At 68.6% G+C, this 22,125-nt stretch carries 23 protein-coding genes; 17 read left to right on the plus strand and 6 right to left on the minus strand.

All coding sequences use genetic code 11. From position 1 onward, the window contains the following. The first annotated feature begins 1 nt into the window (after position 1). A complete protein-coding gene (locus tag OG876_RS24815) occupies positions 2 to 958 on the plus strand; it encodes a helix-turn-helix transcriptional regulator (protein WP_328519023.1) in 957 nt (318 codons plus the stop codon). Then, on the plus strand, positions 955 to 1,926 hold the full coding sequence (locus OG876_RS24820) for a helix-turn-helix transcriptional regulator (protein WP_328519024.1): 972 nt from the start codon (positions 955 to 957) through the stop codon (positions 1,924 to 1,926). The genes OG876_RS24815 and OG876_RS24820 overlap by 4 nt, the downstream gene beginning before the upstream one ends. Here the strand turns inward: OG876_RS24820 and OG876_RS24825 are convergent. After that, positions 1,923 to 3,113, minus strand: a complete 1,191-nt coding sequence (locus OG876_RS24825) for a winged helix DNA-binding domain-containing protein (protein WP_328519025.1) — start codon at positions 3,111 to 3,113, stop codon at positions 1,923 to 1,925. The genes OG876_RS24820 and OG876_RS24825 overlap by 4 nt on opposite strands. Before the next feature lie 153 nt (positions 3,114 to 3,266). On the opposite strand from OG876_RS24825, the gene OG876_RS24830 reads away from it, so the two are divergent. The 5 genes from OG876_RS24830 (at position 3,267) to OG876_RS24850 (ending at position 6,465) form a co-directional block, all read left to right on the plus strand. After that, positions 3,267 to 3,458 carry a hypothetical protein gene (locus OG876_RS24830; protein ID WP_328519026.1) on the plus strand — a complete coding sequence of 64 codons (192 nt, stop codon included), beginning with the start codon at positions 3,267 to 3,269 and terminating at the stop codon, positions 3,456 to 3,458. A 59-nt stretch (positions 3,459 to 3,517) separates the two neighbouring features. Next, the gene (locus OG876_RS24835; RefSeq protein ID WP_328519027.1) at positions 3,518 to 3,811 is read left to right on the plus strand and encodes a twin-arginine translocase TatA/TatE family subunit; all 294 of its coding nucleotides are present in this window, start codon (positions 3,518 to 3,520) and stop codon (positions 3,809 to 3,811) included. A gap of 84 nt (positions 3,812 to 3,895) precedes the next feature. Then, complete coding sequence (gene tatC / locus OG876_RS24840; protein WP_328519028.1) at positions 3,896 to 4,651, plus strand: twin-arginine translocase subunit TatC; 756 nt, start codon at positions 3,896 to 3,898, stop codon at positions 4,649 to 4,651. Continuing rightward, the gene (locus OG876_RS24845; protein ID WP_328519029.1) at positions 4,651 to 5,520 is read left to right on the plus strand and encodes a diacylglycerol/lipid kinase family protein; all 870 of its coding nucleotides are present in this window, start codon (positions 4,651 to 4,653) and stop codon (positions 5,518 to 5,520) included. The genes tatC and OG876_RS24845 overlap by 1 nt, the downstream gene beginning before the upstream one ends. A 108-nt stretch (positions 5,521 to 5,628) precedes the next feature. Next, positions 5,629 to 6,465, plus strand: a complete 837-nt coding sequence (locus OG876_RS24850; RefSeq protein ID WP_328519030.1) for a chitosanase — start codon at positions 5,629 to 5,631, stop codon at positions 6,463 to 6,465. Between the two features lie 58 nt (positions 6,466 to 6,523). Here the strand turns inward: OG876_RS24850 and OG876_RS24855 are convergent, their stop codons facing one another. Further along, positions 6,524 to 7,135 carry a TetR/AcrR family transcriptional regulator gene (locus OG876_RS24855; RefSeq protein WP_328519031.1) on the minus strand — a complete coding sequence of 204 codons (612 nt, stop codon included), beginning with the start codon at positions 7,133 to 7,135 and terminating at the stop codon, positions 6,524 to 6,526. A 74-nt stretch (positions 7,136 to 7,209) separates the two neighbouring features. Between OG876_RS24855 and OG876_RS24860 the strand changes: the two genes are divergently transcribed. Next, positions 7,210 to 8,562 carry a DHA2 family efflux MFS transporter permease subunit gene (locus tag OG876_RS24860; RefSeq protein ID WP_328519032.1) on the plus strand — a complete coding sequence of 451 codons (1,353 nt, stop codon included), beginning with the start codon at positions 7,210 to 7,212 and terminating at the stop codon, positions 8,560 to 8,562. 3 nt (positions 8,563 to 8,565) lie between these two features. On the opposite strand, the gene OG876_RS24865 is transcribed toward OG876_RS24860, so the two are convergent. Continuing rightward, positions 8,566 to 9,039, minus strand: a complete 474-nt coding sequence (locus tag OG876_RS24865; protein WP_328519033.1) for a MarR family winged helix-turn-helix transcriptional regulator — start codon at positions 9,037 to 9,039, stop codon at positions 8,566 to 8,568. A gap of 87 nt (positions 9,040 to 9,126) precedes the next feature. On the opposite strand from OG876_RS24865, the gene OG876_RS24870 reads away from it, so the two are divergent. The 3 genes from OG876_RS24870 (at position 9,127) to OG876_RS24880 (ending at position 14,177) form a co-directional block, all read left to right on the plus strand. Then, positions 9,127 to 10,017, plus strand: coding sequence for an alpha/beta hydrolase (locus tag OG876_RS24870; RefSeq protein WP_328519034.1), 891 nt, complete (start codon positions 9,127 to 9,129; stop codon positions 10,015 to 10,017). A gap of 10 nt (positions 10,018 to 10,027) precedes the next feature. Then, positions 10,028 to 12,841, plus strand: a complete 2,814-nt coding sequence (locus tag OG876_RS24875) for a DEAD/DEAH box helicase (protein WP_328519035.1) — start codon at positions 10,028 to 10,030, stop codon at positions 12,839 to 12,841. Between the two features lie 67 nt (positions 12,842 to 12,908). After that, positions 12,909 to 14,177, plus strand: a complete 1,269-nt coding sequence (locus tag OG876_RS24880) for a serine hydrolase domain-containing protein (protein WP_328519036.1) — start codon at positions 12,909 to 12,911, stop codon at positions 14,175 to 14,177. An 8-nt stretch (positions 14,178 to 14,185) separates the two neighbouring features. Here OG876_RS24880 and OG876_RS24885 read toward each other — a convergent pair whose 3' ends face one another. Further along, positions 14,186 to 14,650, minus strand: a complete 465-nt coding sequence (locus tag OG876_RS24885; protein ID WP_328519037.1) for a MarR family winged helix-turn-helix transcriptional regulator — start codon at positions 14,648 to 14,650, stop codon at positions 14,186 to 14,188. Between the two features lie 64 nt (positions 14,651 to 14,714). Here OG876_RS24885 and OG876_RS24890 point away from each other — a divergent pair, with 64 nt between their 5' ends. Continuing rightward, on the plus strand, positions 14,715 to 15,086 hold the full coding sequence (locus OG876_RS24890; protein WP_328519038.1) for a cupin domain-containing protein: 372 nt from the start codon (positions 14,715 to 14,717) through the stop codon (positions 15,084 to 15,086). 1 nt (position 15,087) lies between these two features. On the opposite strand, the gene OG876_RS24895 is transcribed toward OG876_RS24890, so the two are convergent. Further along, positions 15,088 to 16,374, minus strand: coding sequence for a glycoside hydrolase domain-containing protein (locus OG876_RS24895; RefSeq protein WP_328519039.1), 1,287 nt, complete (start codon positions 16,372 to 16,374; stop codon positions 15,088 to 15,090). Positions 16,375 to 16,478: 104 nt separating this feature from the next. Between OG876_RS24895 and OG876_RS24900 the strand changes: the two genes are divergently transcribed. The 4 genes from OG876_RS24900 (at position 16,479) to OG876_RS24915 (ending at position 20,178) form a co-directional block, all read left to right on the plus strand. Further along, positions 16,479 to 16,952 (plus strand): GyrI-like domain-containing protein, encoded by a 474-nt coding sequence (locus tag OG876_RS24900; RefSeq protein ID WP_328519040.1) that lies wholly within the window; start codon positions 16,479 to 16,481, stop codon positions 16,950 to 16,952. Beyond that, positions 16,953 to 18,008 (plus strand): ArsR/SmtB family transcription factor, encoded by a 1,056-nt coding sequence (locus OG876_RS24905; protein WP_328519041.1) that lies wholly within the window; start codon positions 16,953 to 16,955, stop codon positions 18,006 to 18,008. 562 nt (positions 18,009 to 18,570) lie between these two features. Continuing rightward, positions 18,571 to 19,359, plus strand: coding sequence for a GNAT family N-acetyltransferase (locus OG876_RS24910; RefSeq protein WP_328526951.1), 789 nt, complete (start codon positions 18,571 to 18,573; stop codon positions 19,357 to 19,359). Between the two features lie 63 nt (positions 19,360 to 19,422). Then, positions 19,423 to 20,178: a DinB family protein gene (locus OG876_RS24915; RefSeq protein ID WP_328519042.1), complete on the plus strand. Its 756-nt coding sequence runs from the start codon at positions 19,423 to 19,425 to the stop codon at positions 20,176 to 20,178. A 1-nt stretch (position 20,179) separates the two neighbouring features. Here the strand turns inward: OG876_RS24915 and OG876_RS24920 are convergent, their stop codons facing one another. Next, complete coding sequence (locus OG876_RS24920) at positions 20,180 to 20,566, minus strand: VOC family protein (protein WP_328519043.1); 387 nt, start codon at positions 20,564 to 20,566, stop codon at positions 20,180 to 20,182. A 325-nt stretch (positions 20,567 to 20,891) separates the two neighbouring features. On the opposite strand from OG876_RS24920, the gene OG876_RS24925 reads away from it, so the two are divergent. Then, on the plus strand, positions 20,892 to 22,118 hold the full coding sequence (locus tag OG876_RS24925; RefSeq protein ID WP_328519044.1) for an MFS transporter: 1,227 nt from the start codon (positions 20,892 to 20,894) through the stop codon (positions 22,116 to 22,118). Positions 22,119 to 22,125 lie beyond the last annotated feature (7 nt).

Consider the following 22,125-nt stretch of genomic DNA (forward strand, 5'->3'; position numbering starts at 1 on the left):
GGTGTCGGCGCGGAAGAGTGAGCGACTGCTCAATGTGGTCATCTGCCTCCTGGTCGCGCGCACCTATGTGACCAAGGAACGCATCCGCGAGGTGGTCGAGGGGTACGCGGGCCAGACCGACGACGCCTTCGAGAAGATGTTCGAGCGGGACAAGGACGAGCTGCGCGACCTCGGCATCCCGATCGAGATGGGCACCATCGACAAGTTCTTCTCCGACGAGGTCGGCTACCGGATCCGCCGGGACGTGTTCGAGCTGCCCGAGGTGCACCTGGAGCCGGACGAGGCCGCCGTACTGGGCGTCGCCGCCCGGGTCTGGCAGCACGCCAGCCTGGCCGAGGCGACCACCTCGGCGGTGCTGAAGCTGAAGGCTGCCGGGATCCAGACCGACCAGTCCGCTCTGAGCGCGATCGAGCCGCATGTGGGTGCGTCGGAGCCGGCCTTCGACCCACTCTGGTCAGCTGTGGTGAGCCGCACCGCCGTGCGCTTCCAGCACCTGCGCAGTGGCGCGTCCGAGCCGACCACCCGGACCTTGGAGCCCTGGGGCATCGTGTCCTGGCACGGCCGCTGGTACGTCGTCGGCCGGGATCGGGACCGTCAGGCCACGCGGATGTTCCGAATGTCGCGGATCGGCGGGGACGTGAAGACGGTCGGTGCGCCGGCCGCGTTCACCGTGCCGGAGGGCACCGACCTGCGTTCACTGGTGTCTGAGCTGGCGCCGCCGCGGCCGACGTCGGAGGCGAAGGTCCGGGCCCGCACCGGGTCCTGTGTGAGCCTGCGCCGCCGTGCCAACGCGATCGAGCCCTACGAGGAAGGCTGGGACCTGCTGCACGTCCCGTACGCCGACTCCGGCGTGCTGGCCGAGGAGATCGCGTCGTACGGCCCGGATGCCGTGGTCGAAGGGCCTGGGGACGTGCTTGACGGCGTGCTCTGGCGACTGCGGACGGTGGCCGGCGTATGAGTAATGCCCGTGACCAGGTGCAGCGGTTGCTCGCACTGGTGCCATATCTACGCGAGAACGACGGTGCTCGCGTCGACGACGTGGCGGCGGAGTTCGGCGTACGGCCGAAGCAGATCATCGCGGACCTGAAGGTGCTGTGGTTCTGCGGGCTGCCCGGCGCGCAGATGGGCGATCTGATCGAGATCGACATCGAGGCGGCCGAGGGCGACGGCGTCATCCACATCAACAACGCGGACTACCTGGCCCGCCCGCTGCGGCTGGCCGCGGACGAAGCGCTGGCGCTCTTGACCGCACTGCGCACCCTGCGCGAGGTGACGGCCGGACACGACCGGGAGGCAGTCGATCGCGCGATCGGCAAGCTGGAGCGTGCCGCGGGGGAGGCCGCGGCGGCCAGCGAGGGCGCGGCAGCCCACGTGCACGTCGAGCCCGCTGCGCCGGAGATCGCCGAGACGGTCAACCGCGGCCTGGCCGCGCAGCGCCGCCTGCATCTCACGTACGACGTCCCGTCGCGCGACGAGACCACCGAGCGGGACGTGGACCCGATGCGCCTGGTCGTGTCGGAGGGCCGGACCTATCTCGAGGCATGGTGCCGGTTGGCCGAGGACGTCCGGCTCTTCCGCCTGGACCGCATCGCCGCCGTCAAACTCCTCGACCTCCCCAGCGAACCGCCGCCCGAGGCGACCCCGCGCGATCTGTCGAACGGCATGTTCCAGCCGTCCGAGCGCGACCTCCTGGCGACCGTCCGGCTGGCGCCCCCGGCCCGTTGGGTCGCCGAGTACTACCCCAACGAGTCCGTCGAGGAAGGCCCCGACAACTCACTGATCGTCAAGCTCCGCGTCGCCGACACCGCCTGGCTCCAACGCCTCGTCCTCCGCCTCGGCGGCGCCGCCACGGTCCTGGACCCACCCGACCTGACCACCCAGATCGCCGCCACCGCCCGCGAAGCCCTCTCCGCGTACGACGACTAGCTTTTGCTGAGCTGTTTCTCCAGCGGGGATCGGAAGCGGGGGGTGACGCGGACGCCGGCGAGCCAGGTGGTCCAGCGGTCCGCTTCGGCTTCGATCAGGGCTGCGGTCTCGCGGCCCACGTCCTCCAGCAACTGGTAGCGGACCTCGCCGGTTTCGGGCTGGCCCCAGCCGCCGACGATGCGGCCGTCCGCCCAGATGGTCGGGCCGATGTTGCCGGTGTTGTCGAAGAGCTTCGCCTTGTGCTCGCCCAGGTACCAAGCACGGTCCTTCCAGCCCATCGGCGTCGGGTCGAGGGCAGGCAGGAACGCGACCCACGGCTCCGTCGGAACCTCCGGCGCCTCGTCACCCGGCAGCACATAGCCGACCTGTCCGTCCAGGTCGACCGGGACCGCCTCGACCGCGGTCAGAGCCTTCTTCGTCTGGCCGGCCGTCCAGCCGGCCCACCACTGCAGGTCGGCCGCCGTACCCGGGCCGAACGACGACAACCACGCCCGCGCCAGCGTCATCCGTGCCTCGTCCGCCGTCGGCCTGTCACCGAGCCTGTCGGGCAGCCAGTCCTCCGCCGGCGACCACTGGTGCTGACCGCTCAGCCACGTCCCCAGCGGGCGCCCACGGACGATCCGTCCCTCGGCCGACAGCTGGAACAACACCCGGCTCGTCACGTACGGCTGAGCGGCGTACGCCTTGCCTTCGGCCATGCTCAGCCGGGTCCGCAGCCGCGGCTCGTCCGCGGCCAGCTCCTGCGCGGTCGCCGATCCACGCAACGCCAGCGCGGTCGCCGTCGACTCCTCGACCGCCCGCAGCCACTTCCCGGACGCCTCCGGATCGCCCGCCACCCCGGCCTCGGTGAGGTGTTTCACCAGCAACTTCCGCTGCTTGACCGCGATGTCGTCCGTGCACGCCGCCTGCACGATCGGCGCGAACGGAGTCGGTACGACGAACACCGTCCGGCGCATGCCGAGCATCCGGATCAACACCCGGTCGTCGTAGAGCGCACGCTCCGTGCCCGCGACATCACTCCCCGGAACCCGCGCCGCCACACTCAGGTGAACCGTGGCCGGGTCGGTGGCGTGCAAAGCGACCAGCGCCGCGGCCGCCTCGACCGGATCCGCCGCCCGGCACTCCGGCCCGAGCCGATGCCGCCGCCCGAGCCGCGCCCGCCGCTCGTCCACCCCGATCCGAAACATCCGCAACCCCTCGCTCACCGAATACCTACCGACCCCACGCCACGCGGCGTACTCCGCAGACACACGGTTTTACCATCACGTTCCGACACCGTTGTCCGCTCAGACTCCCCGCAGGGCGTGGGCGATGGGCGACGACCGGCTAGGCTCCTGGGTATGTACTGGTTCCTGCTCTTCCTCGCGGTGCTGGCGGTGTGGCTTCTGGTCCTCGCCCTGCTCGCGAAGAAGGTGTGGGGCCAGGCCAAGGCGCTGACGCGTGAGTTGGTCGCCGCCCAGTCCAAGCTGGACGCCGCACAGTCCGCGGCCGGGTCTGGACAGACCCGCCAGGATGAGCACGCTCCGGCGTAGTATCGGCCCACGTTCTCACGCTTGAGCCACGAGAAGAAGTTTGTGAAAGGGAGATCGACATGGCACCGCTCCTCGGTATGCCCCAAGGCGCAGAGTGGCTCGTCATCCTCGCGATCGTCGTGCTGCTGTTCGGTTCGGCCAAGCTGCCGGCCCTGGTGAAGCAGCTCGGCAAGTCGAAGAAGATCTGGGAGGAAGAGGTCGGCCCCAAGAAGAAGGAGCCGGAGCTCACCGAAGGCACCCAGCAGGTCCAGGCGCCGACCCAGCAGGCGGCCCCGCAGGCCCAGCCGGCCCAGCAGCCGAACCAGGTGAACGGCCAGGGCGACGGCCTGCCGCCCACCCACACGGCCAACTGAGCCGAGCACCCGCCGGTGTCAATGGTGAGGATCGGACGGCGTAAAGAGAAGAAAGAGCGCCGCCCGAAGGACGACGAGGGTCGGATGACCCTGCGCGAACACATTGTCGAGCTTCGCAACCGGTTGCTCATCAGCGTGCTCGCGATCGTGGTGTGCACGGTGCTCGGCTGGATCTTCTACGACGAAGCGTTCAAGTTCCTGACCCAGCCCTTCCACACCAGCGTCGGTGACCTGGCCCGGGAGCAGGGCAAGGAGCCGATCCTCACGTTCCCGGGCGTCGGCGACGCGCTGACGTTCCGGATCAAGATCTCCGCGCTGTTCGGCCTGGTGCTCGCCAGTCCGGTCTGGCTGTACCAGCTCTGGGCGTTCGTCGCGCCGGGCCTGCACCGCAACGAGCGCAAGTGGGCCTACATCTTCTCCGGGATCGCGGCGCCACTGTTCGCCACCGGTATGGCCGTGGCCTACTGGACGCTGCCGAAGGGCATCGCGATCCTGATCAGCTTCACGCCGCTGGACATCCAGAACCTGATCGAGCTGCCGACGTACCTGGACTTCGTCATCCGGACGATGCTGGTGTTCGGCGTCGCGTTCCTGATCCCGCTGGTCGTCGTGCTGCTGAACATGGTCGGCGTGGTGCCCGCCAAGGCGCTCAGCAAGTTCCGGCCGTACATCATCCTGGTGATCTTCGTGTTCGCCGCGGTCGCGACACCGTCCGGTGACCCGTTCACGATGTGCCTGCTGGCGATCCCGATGTGCCTGCTGTTCTTCGCCGCCGAGGTGATCTCGCGCTTCAACGACAAGCGCCGCGCGCGGCACTCAGAGGAACTGCTGGCCGACTGATGAGGCGCGTTGCGCTGGTAGTGAATCCCACTGCCGGTCGGGGTCTTGGTGCCCGGATAGCTCCGGTCGTCCGCGAACGGCTCGCCGCGGCCGGGCTGACCGTCGACGTCTTCGCAACCAGTTGCGCCGAGGACGTCGGCCGGATCTCCGCCGAGGTGGTCGCGTCAGGGGCGGATGCGGTCGCATTGATCGGGGGCGACGGCACGATTCATCTCGGTGCCCAGGTGCTGGCCAAGTCCGGGATGCCGTTCGGCGTGATCCCGGCCGGCACCGGGAACGACTTCGCCCGCGGCATCGGCGTACCCCTGAAGGATCCGGCCGCGGCGGCCGACCTGATCGTGGCCGGCAAGACCCGGACAGTCGACCTCGCGGTGGCGAAGGACGAGTACATCACCACCGTCGTGGCCGGCGGCTTCGACTCCCTGGTGAACCGGCGTGCCAACGCGATGAGGTGGCCGAAGGGCAACTCCCGCTACACGGTCGCAACCCTGGCGGAGCTCCGCACGTTCAAGCCACTCGAGTACGTCGTGACCGTCGACGGCGAGGTGATCGAGACCAAGGCCATGCTGGTCGCGGTCGGCACCGGACCGACGTACGGCGGGGGACTGCAGATCTGCGCCGGCGCCGACATCGACGACGGCCTGCTCGACGTCACAATCATCCAGCCGGTGTCCCGGCTCACGCTGCTGCAGATGTTCCCGAAGTTGTCCAAGGGCACCCACGTCGGCCACCCGATGCTGCGGACCTTCCGTGGCCGCTCGGTCCGGCTCGAGTCGCCCGGCATCACGGCGTACGGCGACGGCGAGGTGCTCGGGCCGCTCCCGGTCGACATCACCATCGCCCCGGGCGCCCTCACCGTGTTCGCCTGAGACGGAACCTTCACACTCTGAATCTCTCTCACCTCTGGTCGTGCTGAGCTCGCTCTGATAGGAAAGCTTCCTAACAGTTCATCTCTCGGACGCCCACCGGAGGAGATCGTGCCGAACCGCCCCACTCGCAGGACCACACTCCTGCTCGGACTGACCCTCGCGGCCGCCCCGGCGACCGCCCTCGCCGCCACCCGCTACGCGCCGCACGCAGACGCAGCGACCGGTGGCGTCACCGCGACCGGCCTCGACGATCCCGCGAAGAAGGAGATCGCGATGCAGATCGTCTGCAGCGCGGAGAACTCCTCGCTGGACTGGAAGGCGCAGTACAAGTACATCGAGGACATCGACGACGGCCGCGGCTACACCGCCGGCATCATCGGCTTCTGCTCGGGGACCGGCGACATGCTCGAGCTGGTCCAGCTGTACGCCGACCGCAAGTCGGGCAACGTGTTGCAGAAGTATCTGCCGGCCCTGCGCCGGGTGAACGGCAGTGACTCGCACTCCGGCCTGGACCCGAACTACACCAAGGACTGGAGGACTGCCGCCAAGGACACCGTCTTCCAGCAGTGCCAGAACGACGAGCGTGACCGCGTCTACTTCAACCCGGCGGTGTCCCAGGGGAAGTCCGACGGCCTGCGCACCCTCGGCCAGTTCTGCTACTACGACGCGATCGTCATGCACGGGCCCGGCAGCGACGCCACCAGCTTCGGCGGAATCCGGAGTCGTGCCCTGAGGACGGCCAAGCCGCCGTCGCAGGGTGGAAACGAGACGACCTACCTCAACGCCTTCCTTGACGCGCGTGTCTGGGCTATGAAGCAGGAAGAGGCACACAGCGACACCAGTCGCGTCGACACCGCGCAGCGCGTCTTCCTCCGCAACGGCAACTTCGACCTGAACACTCCGCTTGACTGGAAGGTCTACGGCGACCCGTACCACATCAGCTGATCGATCCGGACCCGCAGCCGGACTCCCACCGACCACCAGGGGAGGGAGTTCGGCTGTGTCACGTCCGCGGTTGTTTGCCGTACGCGGCCAGGAAGATGCGTACGCCGGCCCGCACCAGGTGCTCGATCGTGCCCTGGTCCACCGCGACCGCGCCGTACCAGGCTCTGTTCTGGACGGGACCGGTGACGAGCAGACCGAGGAACTCGGCCGCCTCGTTCGGATCCGGCACGACGAGTAGACCTCGCTCGTCCAGGGTCCGTAGCCGGTCGGCCAGCGCGTTGCGGGCCGGCTGCTGGGTGAGCAGGGCGGGGAAGTGGCCGATCTCCGCGATCATCAGCCGCAGGACCGCGGCTCGCTCGGACGACCGGGAGATCTGGGTGGCGAACGCGAGGCCGAAGCGATCCAGCGCCTCTTCGATGTCGTCGACCTGATCGAGCGTCTCCTGCAGCAGCTGCTCGAACGCCTGCTCCTGGCCGGCCCGGGTCTCCGCGACGGCCGCGAGGAACAGTTGCTCCTTGCCGCCGTAGTAGTCGTAGATCGTGCGCTTGGAGACCCCGGCCTCGGCCGCGATGGCGTCGACACCGGCGCGGGCGTAGCCCTCGGCGAGGAAGACCTTCAAGGCCGCGCGCACGATGGCGGCCCGTTTGGCCGGCGACCCTTCCCTCAGCACCTCATCCGCCCCTCCGTGGTGACTACACCGTGCAGTGTAGCGCTACTACACTGCACGGTGTAGTGTGCTAACTCATGACTGATATCGCCCTGGATCGGTCCGTTCTGAAACTCGCCGGCGTGGTGGTCGTCGGGGCCATCACCCCGTTGCTCGACATGACGATGGTGACGGTCGCACTGGCCCGGATCGCCAACGGCTTCGGCGCCTCCGTGCTCACCGTCCAGTGGGTCAGCGCGGCGTACCTGCTGTCGATCGCGATCACCATTCCGACGACCGGGCGGCTGGTGGAGCGCTTCGGTGCCCGGATGATGTGGCTGACGGCGCTGGCGGTCTTCTGTGCCGGCTCCGCGCTGTGTGCCACGGCCTGGTCGGCGGGCAGTCTGATCGCGTTTCGGGTCCTGCAGGGCCTCGGCGGCGGGATGATCGTCCCGCTGACGATGATGATCCTGGTCAAGGCCGCCGGTCCTGACCGTCGTGGCCGGGTGATGAGCCTGGTCGCCATTCCCGCCCAGCTCGCGCCGATCGCCGGTCCACTGCTCGGTGGCCTGGTGGTGGACACGCTCGGCTGGCCGTGGATCTTCCTCGTCAACCTGCCGATCGGGCTGACCGCGATGGCGCTCGCCTGGAGGGTCGTTCCAGCCGACGCCGTACGTCGCTCAGGTGGGCTGGACCTGGTTGGGCTGGCGCTCGTCTCACCGGCGATCGCGCTTCTCGTCCTGTCATTGAGCGGTACGGCGACCTGGCCGGCGGCGATCGGTGGTCTGTTGCTGCTCGCAGCGTTCGCGGTGCATGCGCTGCGCTCGACGATGCCCTTGCTCGACCTGCGGCTGTTCCGCCACCGTCCGGTGACGGTCGCGACGGTGCTGAACTTCCTCTCCCGATTCTCGGTGTTCGGCGCGATGATCCTGGTGCCCCTGTATCTCCAGCAGGTTCGTGGTCACAATGCACTGGAGGCCGGTCTGCTGCTCGCCCCGCAGAGTCTGGGCACGGTACTCGCCCTGCCTCTTGTCGGCAGGCTGACCGACCGCATCGGCGCCCGGCCGGTGGCGCTCGTCGGAGTCGGGATCACCGTCGCCGCGACGGTCGCCTTCACGCAGGTGACGGCCACGAGCTCCTTCGTCGTACTCGCGATCGCCTTGCTGGTCTGGGGGATGGGCATCGCGGCGGCCACCGTGCCGGTGTCGGTCGCGGCGTATCACGGTCTGAACCCCGCGGACATCCCCGGCGCGACGAGTCTCATCAGCACGGTGACGACCATCGGCGCTTCGGCCGGGGCGGCCGTGGTGACCTCGATCCTGCAGTCGCGTCTCGGCCACCACCCCACGGATCCCGCGGCGGCGTTCGCGGACACGTTCTGGTGGGTGCTCGCCTTCACGGCCGTGACGTTGCTCCCGGCCATGCTGCTTCCGGTCCGTCGATCCGAGTGAGGGTCAGCGCTCCGGTGCCGCCGTGGGCTCGGTGCGGTCGGTCCGGTGGTCGGCCTCGGCGCGTTGCCGGAGCATCGACACCGAGGTAGCCAGGTCGGTCAGGACCTTGGCTGGCAGGACCGAGCCCAGCCAGATGTTGAGCTCGGCTTCGACAGTCGGTGCCGCCGCGGCGAGTAGCCGCTCGCCTTCGGGGGTCAGCTCGACCAAGGAGGAGCGGCGGTCGTGCGGGTTCGCCGTACGGCGGCAGCGTCCCGCGGACTCGAGTCGGTCAACGGCCTTGCTGGTCGCGCCGACCGTGATCGCGATGTCGTGGGCCAGGTCGTACACCCGCGCGTTGCCGCGGGCCGCGATCACGCGGAGGAACTCGAACTGGCCGAGCGGGAGGCCGTGCTCGGCCTTCAGCCGGGCGTCGAGCACGTTGTAGAGCCGCGTCTCCAGCCGGACCAGGTCCGTGAACAGGGATGTGAGATCAGTCACAGGCAGATCCTGACGATCACGGAATTGGATTCCTCGGAATGTAGTTAGGGAGAACTATATTCCTCGGAATCTATCAGGAGGCGGACGATGACCCAGGACCAACGAGCCACCGCACGCGGCATGATCTCCAAGGGTGACCCGTCCCGGTCGCCGGCCCAGCAGCGGGATGACTTCGACGCGGTGTTCGGGGCCCTCCCGCTGGGTGACGACGTCACGCTCGAGCCGCGCTCACTCGGTGGTGTACCGGCGCTGGACGTGAAGGTCGCCGGGGCCGAAGGGGACGGCGTGATCCTGTACCTGCACGGCGGGGGCTATGTGATCGGATCGGCGCGTACCGGGGCCAATCTCGCCGCTCCGCTGGCCCGCCGCACCGGCCTGCAGGCGGTGTCGCTGGACTATCGCCTGGCGCCGGAGGCCGCCTTCCCGGCGGCGGTCGACGATGCGCTCGCGGCGTACAAAGAACTCCTCGAGGGTGGCCGCGAGATCTTCGTCGCGGGCGACTCGGCGGGCGGTGGGCTGGCGCTCGCCCTGGTCCTGGCGGCACGCCGGGAGGGCCTGCCGTTGCCACCCGCGGTCGTCGTGTTCTCGCCCTGGGCCGACCTCACGCTGTCCGGTGCGAGCATGGACACCCGGGGTGACTTCGACCCACTCTTCAGCCGTGCGCACATGGAGGCATACGTCGACCACTACCTCGCCGGCCACGACCCGAAGGACGAGTTGGCGAGTCCGCTGCTCGCGGACCTGACCGGACTGCCGCCGCTGCTGATCCAGGTCGGTACGGCAGAGGTCCTGCTCGACGATTCGCTCAGGCTCGCGGCCCACGCCGCGGAGTACGAGGTCGACGTCAGCCTGGACGTCGTCGCGGGTGCGCCGCACGTGTACCAGTACAACGTCGGCCTGATGGACGAGGCCGACGCGGCGCTGACCCGGGCCGCCGCATGGCTGACCCAGCGTGGCTTTGGGGGTGCCGTCGCATAGATTGGGCCCTATGAGCACCCCGTCCGAGAAGTACGCCGTGTTCCGCTCGGACCAGGAGCATCCCGCCGTGAAGGAGTTCCGGGCGCTCTATGACTTCGAACTGGACGAGTTCCAGCTTCGTGCCTGCGCAGCCCTCGAGGACGGTCACCAGGTGCTCGTGGCCGCGCCCACCGGCTCCGGAAAGACCCTGGTCGGCGAGTTCGCCGTCCACCTGGCCCTGCAGCGCGGGCAGAAGTGTTTCTACACCACCCCGATCAAGGCTCTGAGCAACCAGAAGTACGCCGACCTGGTCAGCCGCTACGGCAGCGACAAGGTCGGCCTGCTCACCGGCGACAACTCGATCAACTCCGAGGCCCCGATCGTCGTGATGACGACCGAGGTCCTGCGGAACATGCTGTACGCCGGTTCCAGCACCCTGCTCGGTCTCTCGTACGTCGTGATGGACGAAGTGCACTACCTGGCCGACCGCGCTCGTGGCGCGGTGTGGGAGGAGGTGCTGATCCACCTGCAGGAATCGGTCTCGGTGGTGTCGTTGTCGGCGACCGTGAGCAATGCCGAGGAGTTCGGCGACTGGCTGGAGACCGTCCGCGGCAACACCGTCGTCGTCCTGGAGGAGAAGCGGCCGGTGCCGCTGTTCCAGCACGTGATGGTGGGCAAGCGGCTGCACGACCTGTTCGCTGGCGAGGCGCCGACCGCAAGGGTCGGCGCACCCGCGAAGGCCAAGTCCGGCAACCCGGCGAAGGCCAACCAGGTCGACCTGAAGGACCTGGTCAACCCGCAGCTGGTCCGGATCGCCCGCGACGACAACCGGATCTTCCGCGACGACTCGCGCAAACCCCGCCGGCGCCGGGATCTCCCGAAGGGCCGCCCGCAGCGATCCCATTTCACGCCGTACCGGTCCGATGTGGTCGAGGAGCTGGACGCCGGCGCGCTGCTGCCGGCGATCTACTTCATCTTCTCCCGCAAGGGCTGCGAGGACGCGATGCTCCAGTGCCTGCGGTCCGGCCTGCGGCTGACCAAGCCGTCCGAGCGGGACGAGATCAAGCGGGTGCTGGCCGAGCGGACCGCGGACCTGCCCGACGAGGACCTCGGCGTGCTCGGCTACCACGACTTCGCCGAGGCACTCAGCCGCGGCATCGCGGCCCACCACGCGGGCATGCTGGCCGCGTTCAAGGAGGTCGTCGAGGAGCTGTTCGCGCGCGGCCTGATCAAGGTCGTGTTCGCCACCGAGACGCTTGCCCTGGGCATCAACATGCCGGCGCGCACCGTCGTACTCGAGAAGCTGAGCAAGTGGAACGGCGAGGCCCACGTCGACATCACCCCGGGGGAGTACACCCAGCTGACCGGCCGGGCGGGCCGTCGTGGCATCGACGTCGAGGGTCACGCGGTCGTGCTGTGGCAACCAGGCTTCGACCCACGCGCCGTCGCCGGTCTGGCGAGCACCCGTACGTATCCGCTCCGCTCGTCGTTCTCCCCGTCGTACAACATGGCCGTCAACCTGGTCCGCCAGGTCGGGCGGACCAGGGCCCGCGACATGCTGGAGCTGTCGTTCGCGCAGTTCCAGTCCGACCAGGCTGTGGTCGGGCTGGCCCGGCAGGTGCAGCGCAACACCGAGGCGCTCGAGGGCTACAAGGAGTCCATCGACTGTCACCTCGGCGACTTCCTCGAGTACGCCGAACTGCGCCGGCGGATCGGTGAGCGGGAGGCGTCCGGCTCGAAGCGGCGCAAGCTCGATCGCCGGGTCGAGGCGCAGGAGTCGATCGAGAAGCTGCGGATCGGCGACGTCATCCGGATCCCGGCCGGCCGCAGTGCGGGCTGGGCGCTGGTCCTCGACCCGGGGATGCGCTCGGAGCGCGAGGGCCCGCGCCCGACCGTGCTGACGCTGGACCGGCAGGTCCGGAAGCTGTCGATGATCGACTTCCCGACGCCGGTCGAGGCGATCAGCAGCCTGCGGATCCCGAAGAAGTTCAACCCACGCAACCCGCAGCAGCGGCGTGAGCTCGCGCAGGTACTGCGGAACCACACGGACATGCTCGGCGAGGACGGGCCGCCGTCGCGCACCCGCGGCCGGGACGTGGTCAGCCACGCGGACGATCCGGAGTTGCAGGAGATGCGGGCACAGTTGCGCGCGCACCCGTGCCACGGCTGCTCGGATCGCGAGGACCACGCCCGCTGGGCCGAGCGGTACTTCCGGCTCGACCGGGAGAACCGCGAGGTGCAGCGCAAGATCGAGCAGCGGACGAACACTATCGCCCGCCAGTTCGACCGGGTCTGCCAGGTCCTCGATGCACTGCACTACCTGGACGGCGACAAGACCACCGAGGCCGGCGACCGGCTGTCGCGGATCTACACCGAGCTCGACCTGGTCGCGGCTGAGTGCCTGCGGCAAGGAGTTTTCGACGACCTCACCGTGCCCGAGCTCGCGGCGTGTCTCGCCGCGCTGGTGTACGAGGCGCGGTCGAAGGACGAGCCGACGTCACCGCGGTTGCCGCGTGGCGACGTACGCCTGGCGCTGGAGAAGATGGGTGGGATCTGGCGCGACCTGTCCGCGCTGGAGCGGGACATGCGGGTGGACTTCCTGCGGTCGATGGACCTCGGCTTCTGCTGGCCGGCGTTCCGGTGGGCGTCGGGTGCCTCGCTGGCCGAGGTGCTCTACGAGTCCGACCTCGCCGCGGGCGACTTCGTTCGTTGGGTCAAGCAACTGATCGACCTGACCGAGCAGGTCGCGGACGCGGCCGGACCGACCCCGTTGCGATCCACCGCGCGGGCCGTGGTCGACGAGATCCGCCGTGGTGTCATCTCATACGCATCGATGATCGATTAGACCTTTGCGGTGAGAGACTCCTTCCGCAGTACCCCCCTGCCCTGAAGACCTGAAGGAGAACACGTCCGTGGAGCTGACGCGCCGGAATCTCGGCAAGCTTGCTGTCGCCACCGGAGCGGTCGCCGCCGCCGGCACCGGAGTGGGAACGGCCCTGAGCCGTTCCGCCGATGCCGCCGCGACCTGGAAGACCACCGGGACCGCGGTCTCGGCATTGGCCGGTTTCGACAACCAGATGAAGGCGTTCATGCAGGCCCGCGGCATCACGGCCGGGCAGCTCGCGGTCACCTACAAGGGCCGCCTGGTCCTTGCCCGCGGCTACAGTACGTCGACCGCGCTGACCGTCAACCCGACCTCGCTGTTCCGGGTCGCGAGCCTGACGAAGTCGTTCACCGCGGCCGCGATCGTGAAGCTCGTGCAAGACGGCAAGCTGAGCCTGTCGACGCCGGTCGTCAACCTCCTCGACATCACCCCGGCGACCGGTCTGACCCGGGACTCGCGCTGGTCGTCGATCACGCTGTGGAAGCTGCTGCAGCACATCGGCGGCTGGGATCGCGACGTCTCCGGTGACCCGCTCGCCAAGGACGCGGTGATCTCCCGGACCCTCGGCGTACCGATGGAGCTGCAGCACGCGGACGTGATCAAGTACATGGCCGGCCAGAAGCTGGACTTCAACCCGGGCACCAAGGTCGCGTACTCCAACTTCGGCTACCTGCTGGCCGGTCGCGTGATCGAGAAGGTCACCGGCCTGCCGTACGCGACGTACGTGCAGCAGAAGCTGCTCACGCCGTTGAAGATCAAGCGGATGGCACAGGGCTACACCATCGCGAAGCACACCGGCGAGACGTCGTACGAGTCGCAGTACACCGCGCCGACCGTGCTGGACATGTCGGGGAAGACCGTCGCCGCGCCGTACGGCTCGTTCAGCATGCGGCTCCACGACGCCAACGGCGGCTGGATCGCCAGCGCTCCGGACCTGGTCCGCTGGGCGAAGATGTTCGACGCCCCGGGCAGCGTCCTGAACAGCACCTCGCTCAGTCACTTCTGGTCCAAGCCCTCGACCGGTGTGAACCCCGACGGCTGGTACTACGGCCTCGGCTGGCAGGTCCGTCCCGTCACGGGCGGCACCGGCCGCAACACCTGGCACACCGGCAGCCTGCCGGGGACCTTCACCATCGTGGTCCGGACCTACAACGGGATGAGCTGGGCGGCGCTGTTCAACCGCCGCGACGACGCCAGCGGCAAGTCGTACGGCGACATCGACGCGGCGCTGTGGACCGCGGCCAACGGCGTGAAGAGCTGGCCGACCAACGACTTCTTCCCGACGTACTTCGCCTGATCTGTTTCTCAGAACATCAACGCGCGGAAGTGCGGCGTACTGATCTGGGCCTCGCCGGCCATCTCGGTCAGTACGCCGCGCACCGTGTCGATCGCCTCGTCGCCGAAGCGCCTGCGGAGCTTGCGTTCGTAGGCCTGGTGGAACTTCCGGGCCGCGCTGAGCGCCGCCTCGCCGCGCACGGTCAGGTGGAGGAGGCGTGCCCGCGCGTCGGACGGGTCAGGGCGGCGCTCGACGTACCCGCGGCGCTCCATGTCGTCGACGATCTGGCTCGCGCCCTGCTTGGTGATCTCCAGCCGCTCGGCCAGTCCGCTGATCGTGGTCGGCCCGGCGCTCAGCGTGCGCAGCACGAACCCGTCCGACCGGCCCTGGTCGTCGTACCCCTGCTCGGCCGTCGCCTGGCGGAGTGAACGGACGAACTCCTGGTCCGCCAGCAGCAACAAGATCCCGAAATCCGGCTTGCCCGATCGCGTCATGCACGCCATGATAGTCAAGCTGACTTGGTCAAGTCAGCTTGACTATCTGGAATGGGGGAAGCACATGCACGTCATTCGCGCGGTCGAGGCGCCGCGGTTCGAGTTGCACGGCGTCGAGTTCACCGGGCTAGCAGCACCCAGCCGTGGCTCCGCGGGTCTGTGCACCTGGAAGCTCACGGTCGATCCCGGGCATGGCGGCGGCGAGCCGCACACGCTCGACCGGGACGAGGTGTTCATGGTGCTCACCGGCGCGGTGCAGATCACGGTCGACGGCGACAAGCTCGGTCCCGGCGACGCTGTCGTCGTACCCGCCGGCGAGCCGATCGCCCTGACCAACCTGGGCGAGGGCAAGGCCGAGCTGTACGTCGCCATCACCGCGGGATTCACCGGCACGATGGCAGACGGCACGCAGATCCAGCCGCCCTGGGCTCAGTGAGTCAGCAGCGGCGGATCGGCGCGGTGTAGGTCGTGTTGCTCGCCGTGGCGACGTAGTAGTCGGTGACGTACGAGCCGTCGCTCAGACGGTTCCAGACCGAAGTCGTGCCGACCTTGGTTCCGGGCAGCTGGCAGGTGATCCAGGCCAGCGAACCGGCCGGCAGCAGGCCTGGGTAGGTCGCGTACGACGTACCCGGGCCGTGCCGCCGGCTCAGGCCGTTGATGGTCGTCTGGAACGGGAAGCTGCAGCCGGGGAGGGGTGCGCTGTAGCCGGGCTTGCTCGGTGTCCTGGTGTAGTAGTCCGTGATGTAGGTGCCATCGATCAGCTTGTTCCAGATGAAGGTGGTGCCGATCTTCCGGCCGAAGGTCTGGCACACGATGCGGACTTTGGCGTTCGCGGGGATCGTCGTCCTGACCGGATAGGCGGTCGAGGGGCCGCTGTAGCTGTGGATGGTCGTCCTGACGGTGTAGCTGTACGAGACGCTCGCGACTGGCGCGTCGAACCGGTCGTTGTCGATGTTGAGCGTCACACCGCCGTACGTCTCGGCGTGGTCGCCCCGGTACTGCTTGCCGCGCTGTCCGACCGCCCAGAAGGTGTTGGGGACAGTCGGCCACCCAGTGAGCGAGTTGCTGAGGTCCCAACGTGCGATCCACAGTGCATCCGGTCGCGCGTACGACGAGGAGTTGTAAGCCGCGGCCAGGTCCGGTGCGCCCGAGTTCTGGTGGCCGTAGACACCGGAGAGGTATCGCTGCACGTGCAGTTCCTTCGTCCACGCGGACAGGTAGTGCAGTACGGCGGAGCGGCAGACGGCGTTCGTGTGGTCGTAGTGCTCCATGTCGTTGTAGATCGCACTGCCCGGCAGGATGCCCAATGCCCTGGCCTTGGCGACCGCGTCGTCCGCGTCACGCACCGCGTCTCGGTTGGAAGAGGCCGTCGACATCTTGTATCTCCGGGTGCCGCAGGGTGCCTGAAGACCCAGATAGATCGGGACCAGCCGCCACCCCATCGCAGTGACGGCGGTGACCCAGCCGGCGGTGAGCTGTGGCTGGGCACAGCTGCGGTTGACTCCGCCGATGTAGATGCCGATCGCCTTGTACGGCGATGCCTTCCATGCAGTCATTTGCGCGAGGGTCGGCGCCGTACAGGTGTCGAACGCCAGCCCGGTGAACCGCGTCGCCGTAGTCCCGGCGTTGTAGGTGATCGGTGTGGTCGGCTCGGCCAGAGCAGGTGCCGACGGACCTAGTACCAACGTGGCAACAGCGACTACGGCAACCTTGACCTTGAACATGGCGGCCACCCCCTGTCTCAGTACACGCTCAGTCACCCACCTCGGCAAGCCTGTGCGATCCAGCAGGCGTTAGGTTGAGTCCATTGTCGAGTTGGGAGGATCGCATGCCGGAGATCGTGGAAGTGGGGGAACGACCGTACGTCGCGCTGCGGGGCAAGGTCGCGATGGACGGGATCGCGGCGTTCGCGGACCGGATGCGCGAGGTCATCGACTGGCTCGCCGCGCACGAGATCGCGCCGAACGACGCGCCGTTCTTCAAGTACGACGTGGTCGACATGGAGGCCGGGCTGGTGATGGAGATCGGGTTCCCGGTCGACGACCTGCACCACGGCGAGGGTGAGATCGTCACCGGCGTACTCCCGGCCGGCCGCTACGCGAGCGTGAACTACCACGGCCACCCGGACGGTCTGCTCGACGCCACCCGCGATCTGCTCGCCTGGGCCTCCGCTGAGGGCCTGGAGTGGGACGCTGTCGGCGACAACTGGACCGCCCGCTTGGAGATCTACAAGTCCGACCCGCGCGAGGTCCCTGACATGGCCGATTGGGACACCGAACTCCAGTTCAAGCTGAAGGACTAAGTGCCGACAGTTCTCGCGGGGCTGACCCGGCTCGACCCTGAGCGGATCCGGCACGTCGCGTCGCCATTGATCGAGCTTGGCTGCGCCTTGCATGTGCTGGCCGAGCCCCGGCATCACGGGCGGGTTGAGTGGGCGGCTGCGGTGCGGATGCCCGCCGTACTGCGGTCGGAGTTGTCGCAGTGGACGTGGACTGTGCGAGCCGTGCGAGCTCGGTTCTTTGCGACCACTGCTGCGACTGGGGTGCCTTCTTGGGAGGACGAGCTTCGTGCGCTGCGCGCGCGTTCGCCAGCGGAGTTGGCTGCTGAGCTGGTGCGGCCGTTGCGGGGGCGTCCCTTGAGCTCTCGGACCACTGATGCGGATGCCGTACTGCATTGGGCTCGCAGCCGGGGGCGGTCTGTCGCTGGTCTGGTCGAGGCGTTGCTGACGGATCCTGCTGAGCCGGTACGTCGGTTTGTCGAGCTGCTGGATGCTTGTTGGGTCGAGTGGTTCGCTGCGGTGTGGGAGGAATCGCAGGATGCGCTCGCGGCGCGGGGCCGGCAGGACCGGGATCTGGCGGTGCGGGACGGCGTGGGGGCGATGCTGCGGTCGCTCGACGGCTCGATCGACGTACGCGACGCGGACAGTGTGGTGGTGCAGAAGGTGCAGAGCAAGCGCGTCGATGTGGCTGCTCGGTCCGTTTTGCTTGTCCCGAGCAACTACATTGCGCCGCATCTCTTCCTGGGTGAGATTCCGGGTGAGCCGCTCACGATCATCTATCCGGTCGGCGGTCGTGGGGTCGCCGTACCTACCGCTCATCAAGTTCGCGGCCGGTTGGAAGCGCTCGCCGCCCCCGACCGCCTGCAGGTCTGCCGGGCCGTCGCCAGCGAACCCCGCACAGCCGGCGAGATCGCCGCCCTGTGGGGCCTCCACCCCACTCAGGTCACCCGCCACCTCCGAGCCCTCACCCGAGCCGGCCTGGTCACCGCCGAACGCCAAGGCCGCTTTGTCGCCTACCGCCTGGACGAATCCGCCGTCACCACCCTCGGCACCGACCTCCTCACCCTCATCATGCGGTGATTCCCCCTCGCGACCTGCTACGCGCGCTCCTGTCATCGCATGCTGCGCAGGCCGCCCCTTTGTGTGCGGGCTGCCGCCCGCGTGAAAGCTGCGTGGACTGTGGATGCGCGGTCGCACCGTGGGGTCGGGCTGGTGTGGTGCCCCTCGCGACCTGCTGCGCGCGCTCCTGTCGTCGCGTGCTGCGCAGGCCGCCCCGCCGGCCGTCTGTGTGCGGGCTGCCGCCCGCGTGAAAGCGGGGGAACTGTGGATGCGCGGTCGGGTCCTGGGGTCGGGCAGGTGTGTGGTCAGTGGGGTAGGGGTCGTGTGGTGAGTGGGTGGTGGGGTTGGGGTGGTGTGGTGAGTGGGTGGTGGGGTCGTGTGGTGAGTGGGTGGTCGGGTCGGGGCGGTGTGGTGGGCGGGTCGTTGGGGTCGAGGTGATGTGGGATCCCGTCGCGCGGGTCGGGCCGGTGTGGCGGGGGAGTGCGCAGTAGTCGGTCAACGCCTGCCAGACGCGGGACCCACGCGGCGCTTCTGTAGGCCTGTTTGAGCGTGGTGTGCCGCTGTTGTGTTGAATGCAACCGTGATGGACGACTTGGATCTCCGCGCGGCCGCAGACCGCGACGTCGAGAACGCCGTCGGGCACTTCGCACAGCACGGCGACCGCGCGCTGTCGGCTCGGCGGGCGGGCACCCTCCTCGTCGCCTCCGCGACCAACTTGATCGGCGCATTCCACAACGCAGCGTTGCGCGTGGCACCCGACGCCGACCCTCGTCGGGTCCTGGACGAGGCGCGCACCTTCGGTAGGGCGCACGGTCGGGACATCGTGCTGTGGGCATCCACCCATCGCGACCATGACCTAACCACGCAAGCCCGTGCCGAAGGGCTTCAACTCCAATCCACCGCGCTCGGCATGGCGCTGCACGCGCCGCCGCCGGCACCCGCCGTACCGCCTGATACCGAGCTGGTTCAGGTCGGCGACCGCGCCGGCGTGGACGACTTCGCCGCGGTGCATCGCAGTGTGTTTCGCGATGGCGGCCGGGATGTCGGAGCGGTCGACCACTTCGCGTCGGCGGGCGGGTTATTGGCGCCGAATGTGGCGGCGGTAGTCGCCCGGGTGAACGGCACGCCTGTGTCCTGTGCAATGGTCATCCACAGCGGGCGCGCCGCCGGGGTCTACTGGGTGGCGACCACGGCCGCAGCGCGCAACCGAGGGCTCGGGACGCTCGTGACCGGCGCCGTCGCACGAATGGGCTTCGAGTACGGAGCAGACGTCGTCGTACTCCAAGCGACCGAGCTCGGCGTTCCTGTCTACCGAGGGATGGGCTTCGTCCCCTTCACCGACTATCAACGGTTCCTCGTGCCCTGGGAATGACAGCGGAGACTGTCGGGAGCTCGTGTTAGCTTGCGGCAACTGGGTGCTCGAGGAGGAGAAGTCATGGCAACTTTCGGCCGGTCTGATGACCTGAAGGCAGCGGAGTTCGTCGGTGTGGATCTGAGTGGTGCCCGGTTTGTGGAGAGTGATCTGTCCGGGGTGGTGATGCGCGGGGTCGAGGTGGCGCGGACGGACATCGATGCGCCGTGGCTCGGCGAGGGTGAGTTCTTCCGGGTCAATGGAGTCGACGTGATCTCGTTCGTCGAGGCTGAGCTGAACCGGCGCTTTCCCGGTCGCGCGGACCGGCGGGCCGGCGATCAGGAGGGTCTGCGTGCGGCCTGGAGTTCGCTCCAGTCCACCTGGGCGGTGACGCTCGAGCGTGCCGCGGCAATGCCGGCTGGGACGGTTGACGTGTCGGTGGATGGGGAGTGGTCGTTCGCGCAGACCCTGCGACACCTGGTGCATGCGACGGACATGTGGCTGGGCAAGGCGGTTCTGGAGATCGAGCAGCCGTTCCACACCATCGGTCAACCGGACAGAGACCTCGCGGGCGACGGCGTGGACGGGTCGGAGTCCACAACGGACAGACCGTCGTACGGCGAGGTGCTCGAGGTCCGGGCGGGTCGGGTCGCGATGGTGAGCGACTTCATTGCCACGGTCACACCGGAGGTGCTGGCCGAGACGCGCCGGAATCCGCACGCCCCCGAGCACGCGGAGACAGTCCTCTCGTGCCTGCACGTGATCCTGGAGGAGGAGTGGGAGCACCACCGCTTCGCCGTCCGCGACCTCGACGCGATCGAAGCGAAGTCCGGCGCCTGATTCAGTCGGCCGTGGGGACCCAGCACAGGCAGAACGGGTGGCCGGCCGGGTCGGCGTAGACCTGGATACCGCGGGGCGCCGTGCGATCGTCGGTGGCTTTCAGCAGGCGAGCACCCAGGCCGGTCACCCGCTCATGGGCAGCGTCCCAGGCCTCGAGACCCTCGAAGTAGAAGTCGAAATGGATCTGCTGAGGAGCACCATCGGGCCAGTCCGGCTGCACATGGTTCGGAGCTGACTGGACACCCAGCGCCCACTCGCCGTCGACCCAGATGGAGTGCCATCGGTCGCCCCACTTCTCGACGGTGCCATCCAGGAACCCGGCCCAGAACGTACTCACCGCATCGATGTCGGCAGCGTCCAAGACGATCATCCGGTGTTTGATCTCCATGACTCGCCAGTGTGGCAGCCCAACCGCCGCGCCACCGTGAGCCGGGGTTTGGTGAGAATGCCGGAATGGACCTGCATCTGCGGTTGGGGGAGGAAGGTGGGCTGGCGGAGCAGATCTATGCGCAGTTGCAGGACCGGATCAGCGCACCGACGCGTTGCCCGCGCTCTCCGGCTTCGCCTATCTCACCGGCACTTCGACACCGACCACTTCGTGACCGGGATCCACGGCGAGGTCGCCGCCCGAGGAACTAGGCCGGCGGGCTGGTGGATTGACGGGATCTGTCAGTCCAACGGCCGAATCAGGTAGGGGGACGTTGGCTGAGGGGGTGACTGGATCTCTCCCACCGGCCGTGCGCCGGTTGATTGCGGCAACGTTGGTCAACACGTTGGGGAACGGTGTTTACGCGGCTGTCGGCGCGCTGTACCTGACCAGGGCGGCCGGGCTCTCGGTCGGGCAGGTCGGCGTCGGTCTCACAGTGGCCGGGTTGGTCGGGCTGGTGACCAGCACCCCGCTCGGTGTCGTCGCCGACCGGCTCGGACCCAACCGCGCGTACGTCGGCTTCCTCATCCTCCAGGCGATCACGATGAGTGCGCTGACGCAGGTCCGTTCGTTCCTTCCGTACGTCGTGGTCGCGGGCGTCACCGCGATCGCGGACTCCGGCCAGCGCGGCGCGAAGGGGGCGCTGATCGCCGGCCTGTCCCCGGCCGACCAGCGGGTGCGGACCCGGGCGATCCTGCGCGTGACGACCAACATCGGGATGGGCGCGGGGATGGCGCTCGCCGGGATCGTGCTCGCGGTCGACCGGCGGGAGGTGTACGTCGTCGCCCTGCTGGCGAACGCGGTGACGTACCTCGCCACCGCTGCCCTGGTCCGGTTCGGCCTGCCGGCCGTGGAAAAGGTGCCCTCGGCAACTGGTCCGGCTGCGTCGACCGCGCTGAAGGACCGTCCGTTCCTGGTCTTCGTCGCGTTGGACGGCGTACTCAGCATGCACAACGCGATGGCGCAGATCGCGATCCCGCTGTGGGTGGCGACCGCGACGGACGCGCCGCGGTGGTTGATCTCGGTGCTGCTGGTGATCAACTCCGTCGCCGTGGTCCTGCTCCAGATCCGGGTCGCCCAGGGAACCGAAAGCCTTCCCGGCGCCGCCCGCGCCGGGCGACGGGCCGGCCTCCTGCTGGCCGCCGCCTGTGCCGTCCTGGCCCTCACCGACGTCACGTCCGGAGCGATCACCGTCGGCCTGCTGATCGCAGCCGCTCTGGTGCACGTTCTCGGCGAGATGCTGCAGTCCGCCGGGGGTTGGGGGATCAGCTTCGAGCTGGCGCCGCCCGGAGCCCAGGGCCAGTACCAAGGCGCCTACGCGATGGGTCACCAAGTCGGCGATCTCATGGCCCCGCTCATCCTCACCACCATCGCCGTCACCTGGGGCTGGCCCGGATGGTTGCTCACAGCCACCATCTTTCTCACCGCCGGCGCGCTTCTCCCGGTCGCCGTCCGACGGCACCCCCACTGGCCCGAACCGACCGCCGCCCGGGATCAGGTAGCTGCCGCGTGAGTGACGA

Origin of the sequence: Kribbella sp. NBC_00359, assembly GCF_036097425.1 — a bacterium.
GTDB lineage: Bacteria > Actinomycetota > Actinomycetes > Propionibacteriales > Kribbellaceae > Kribbella.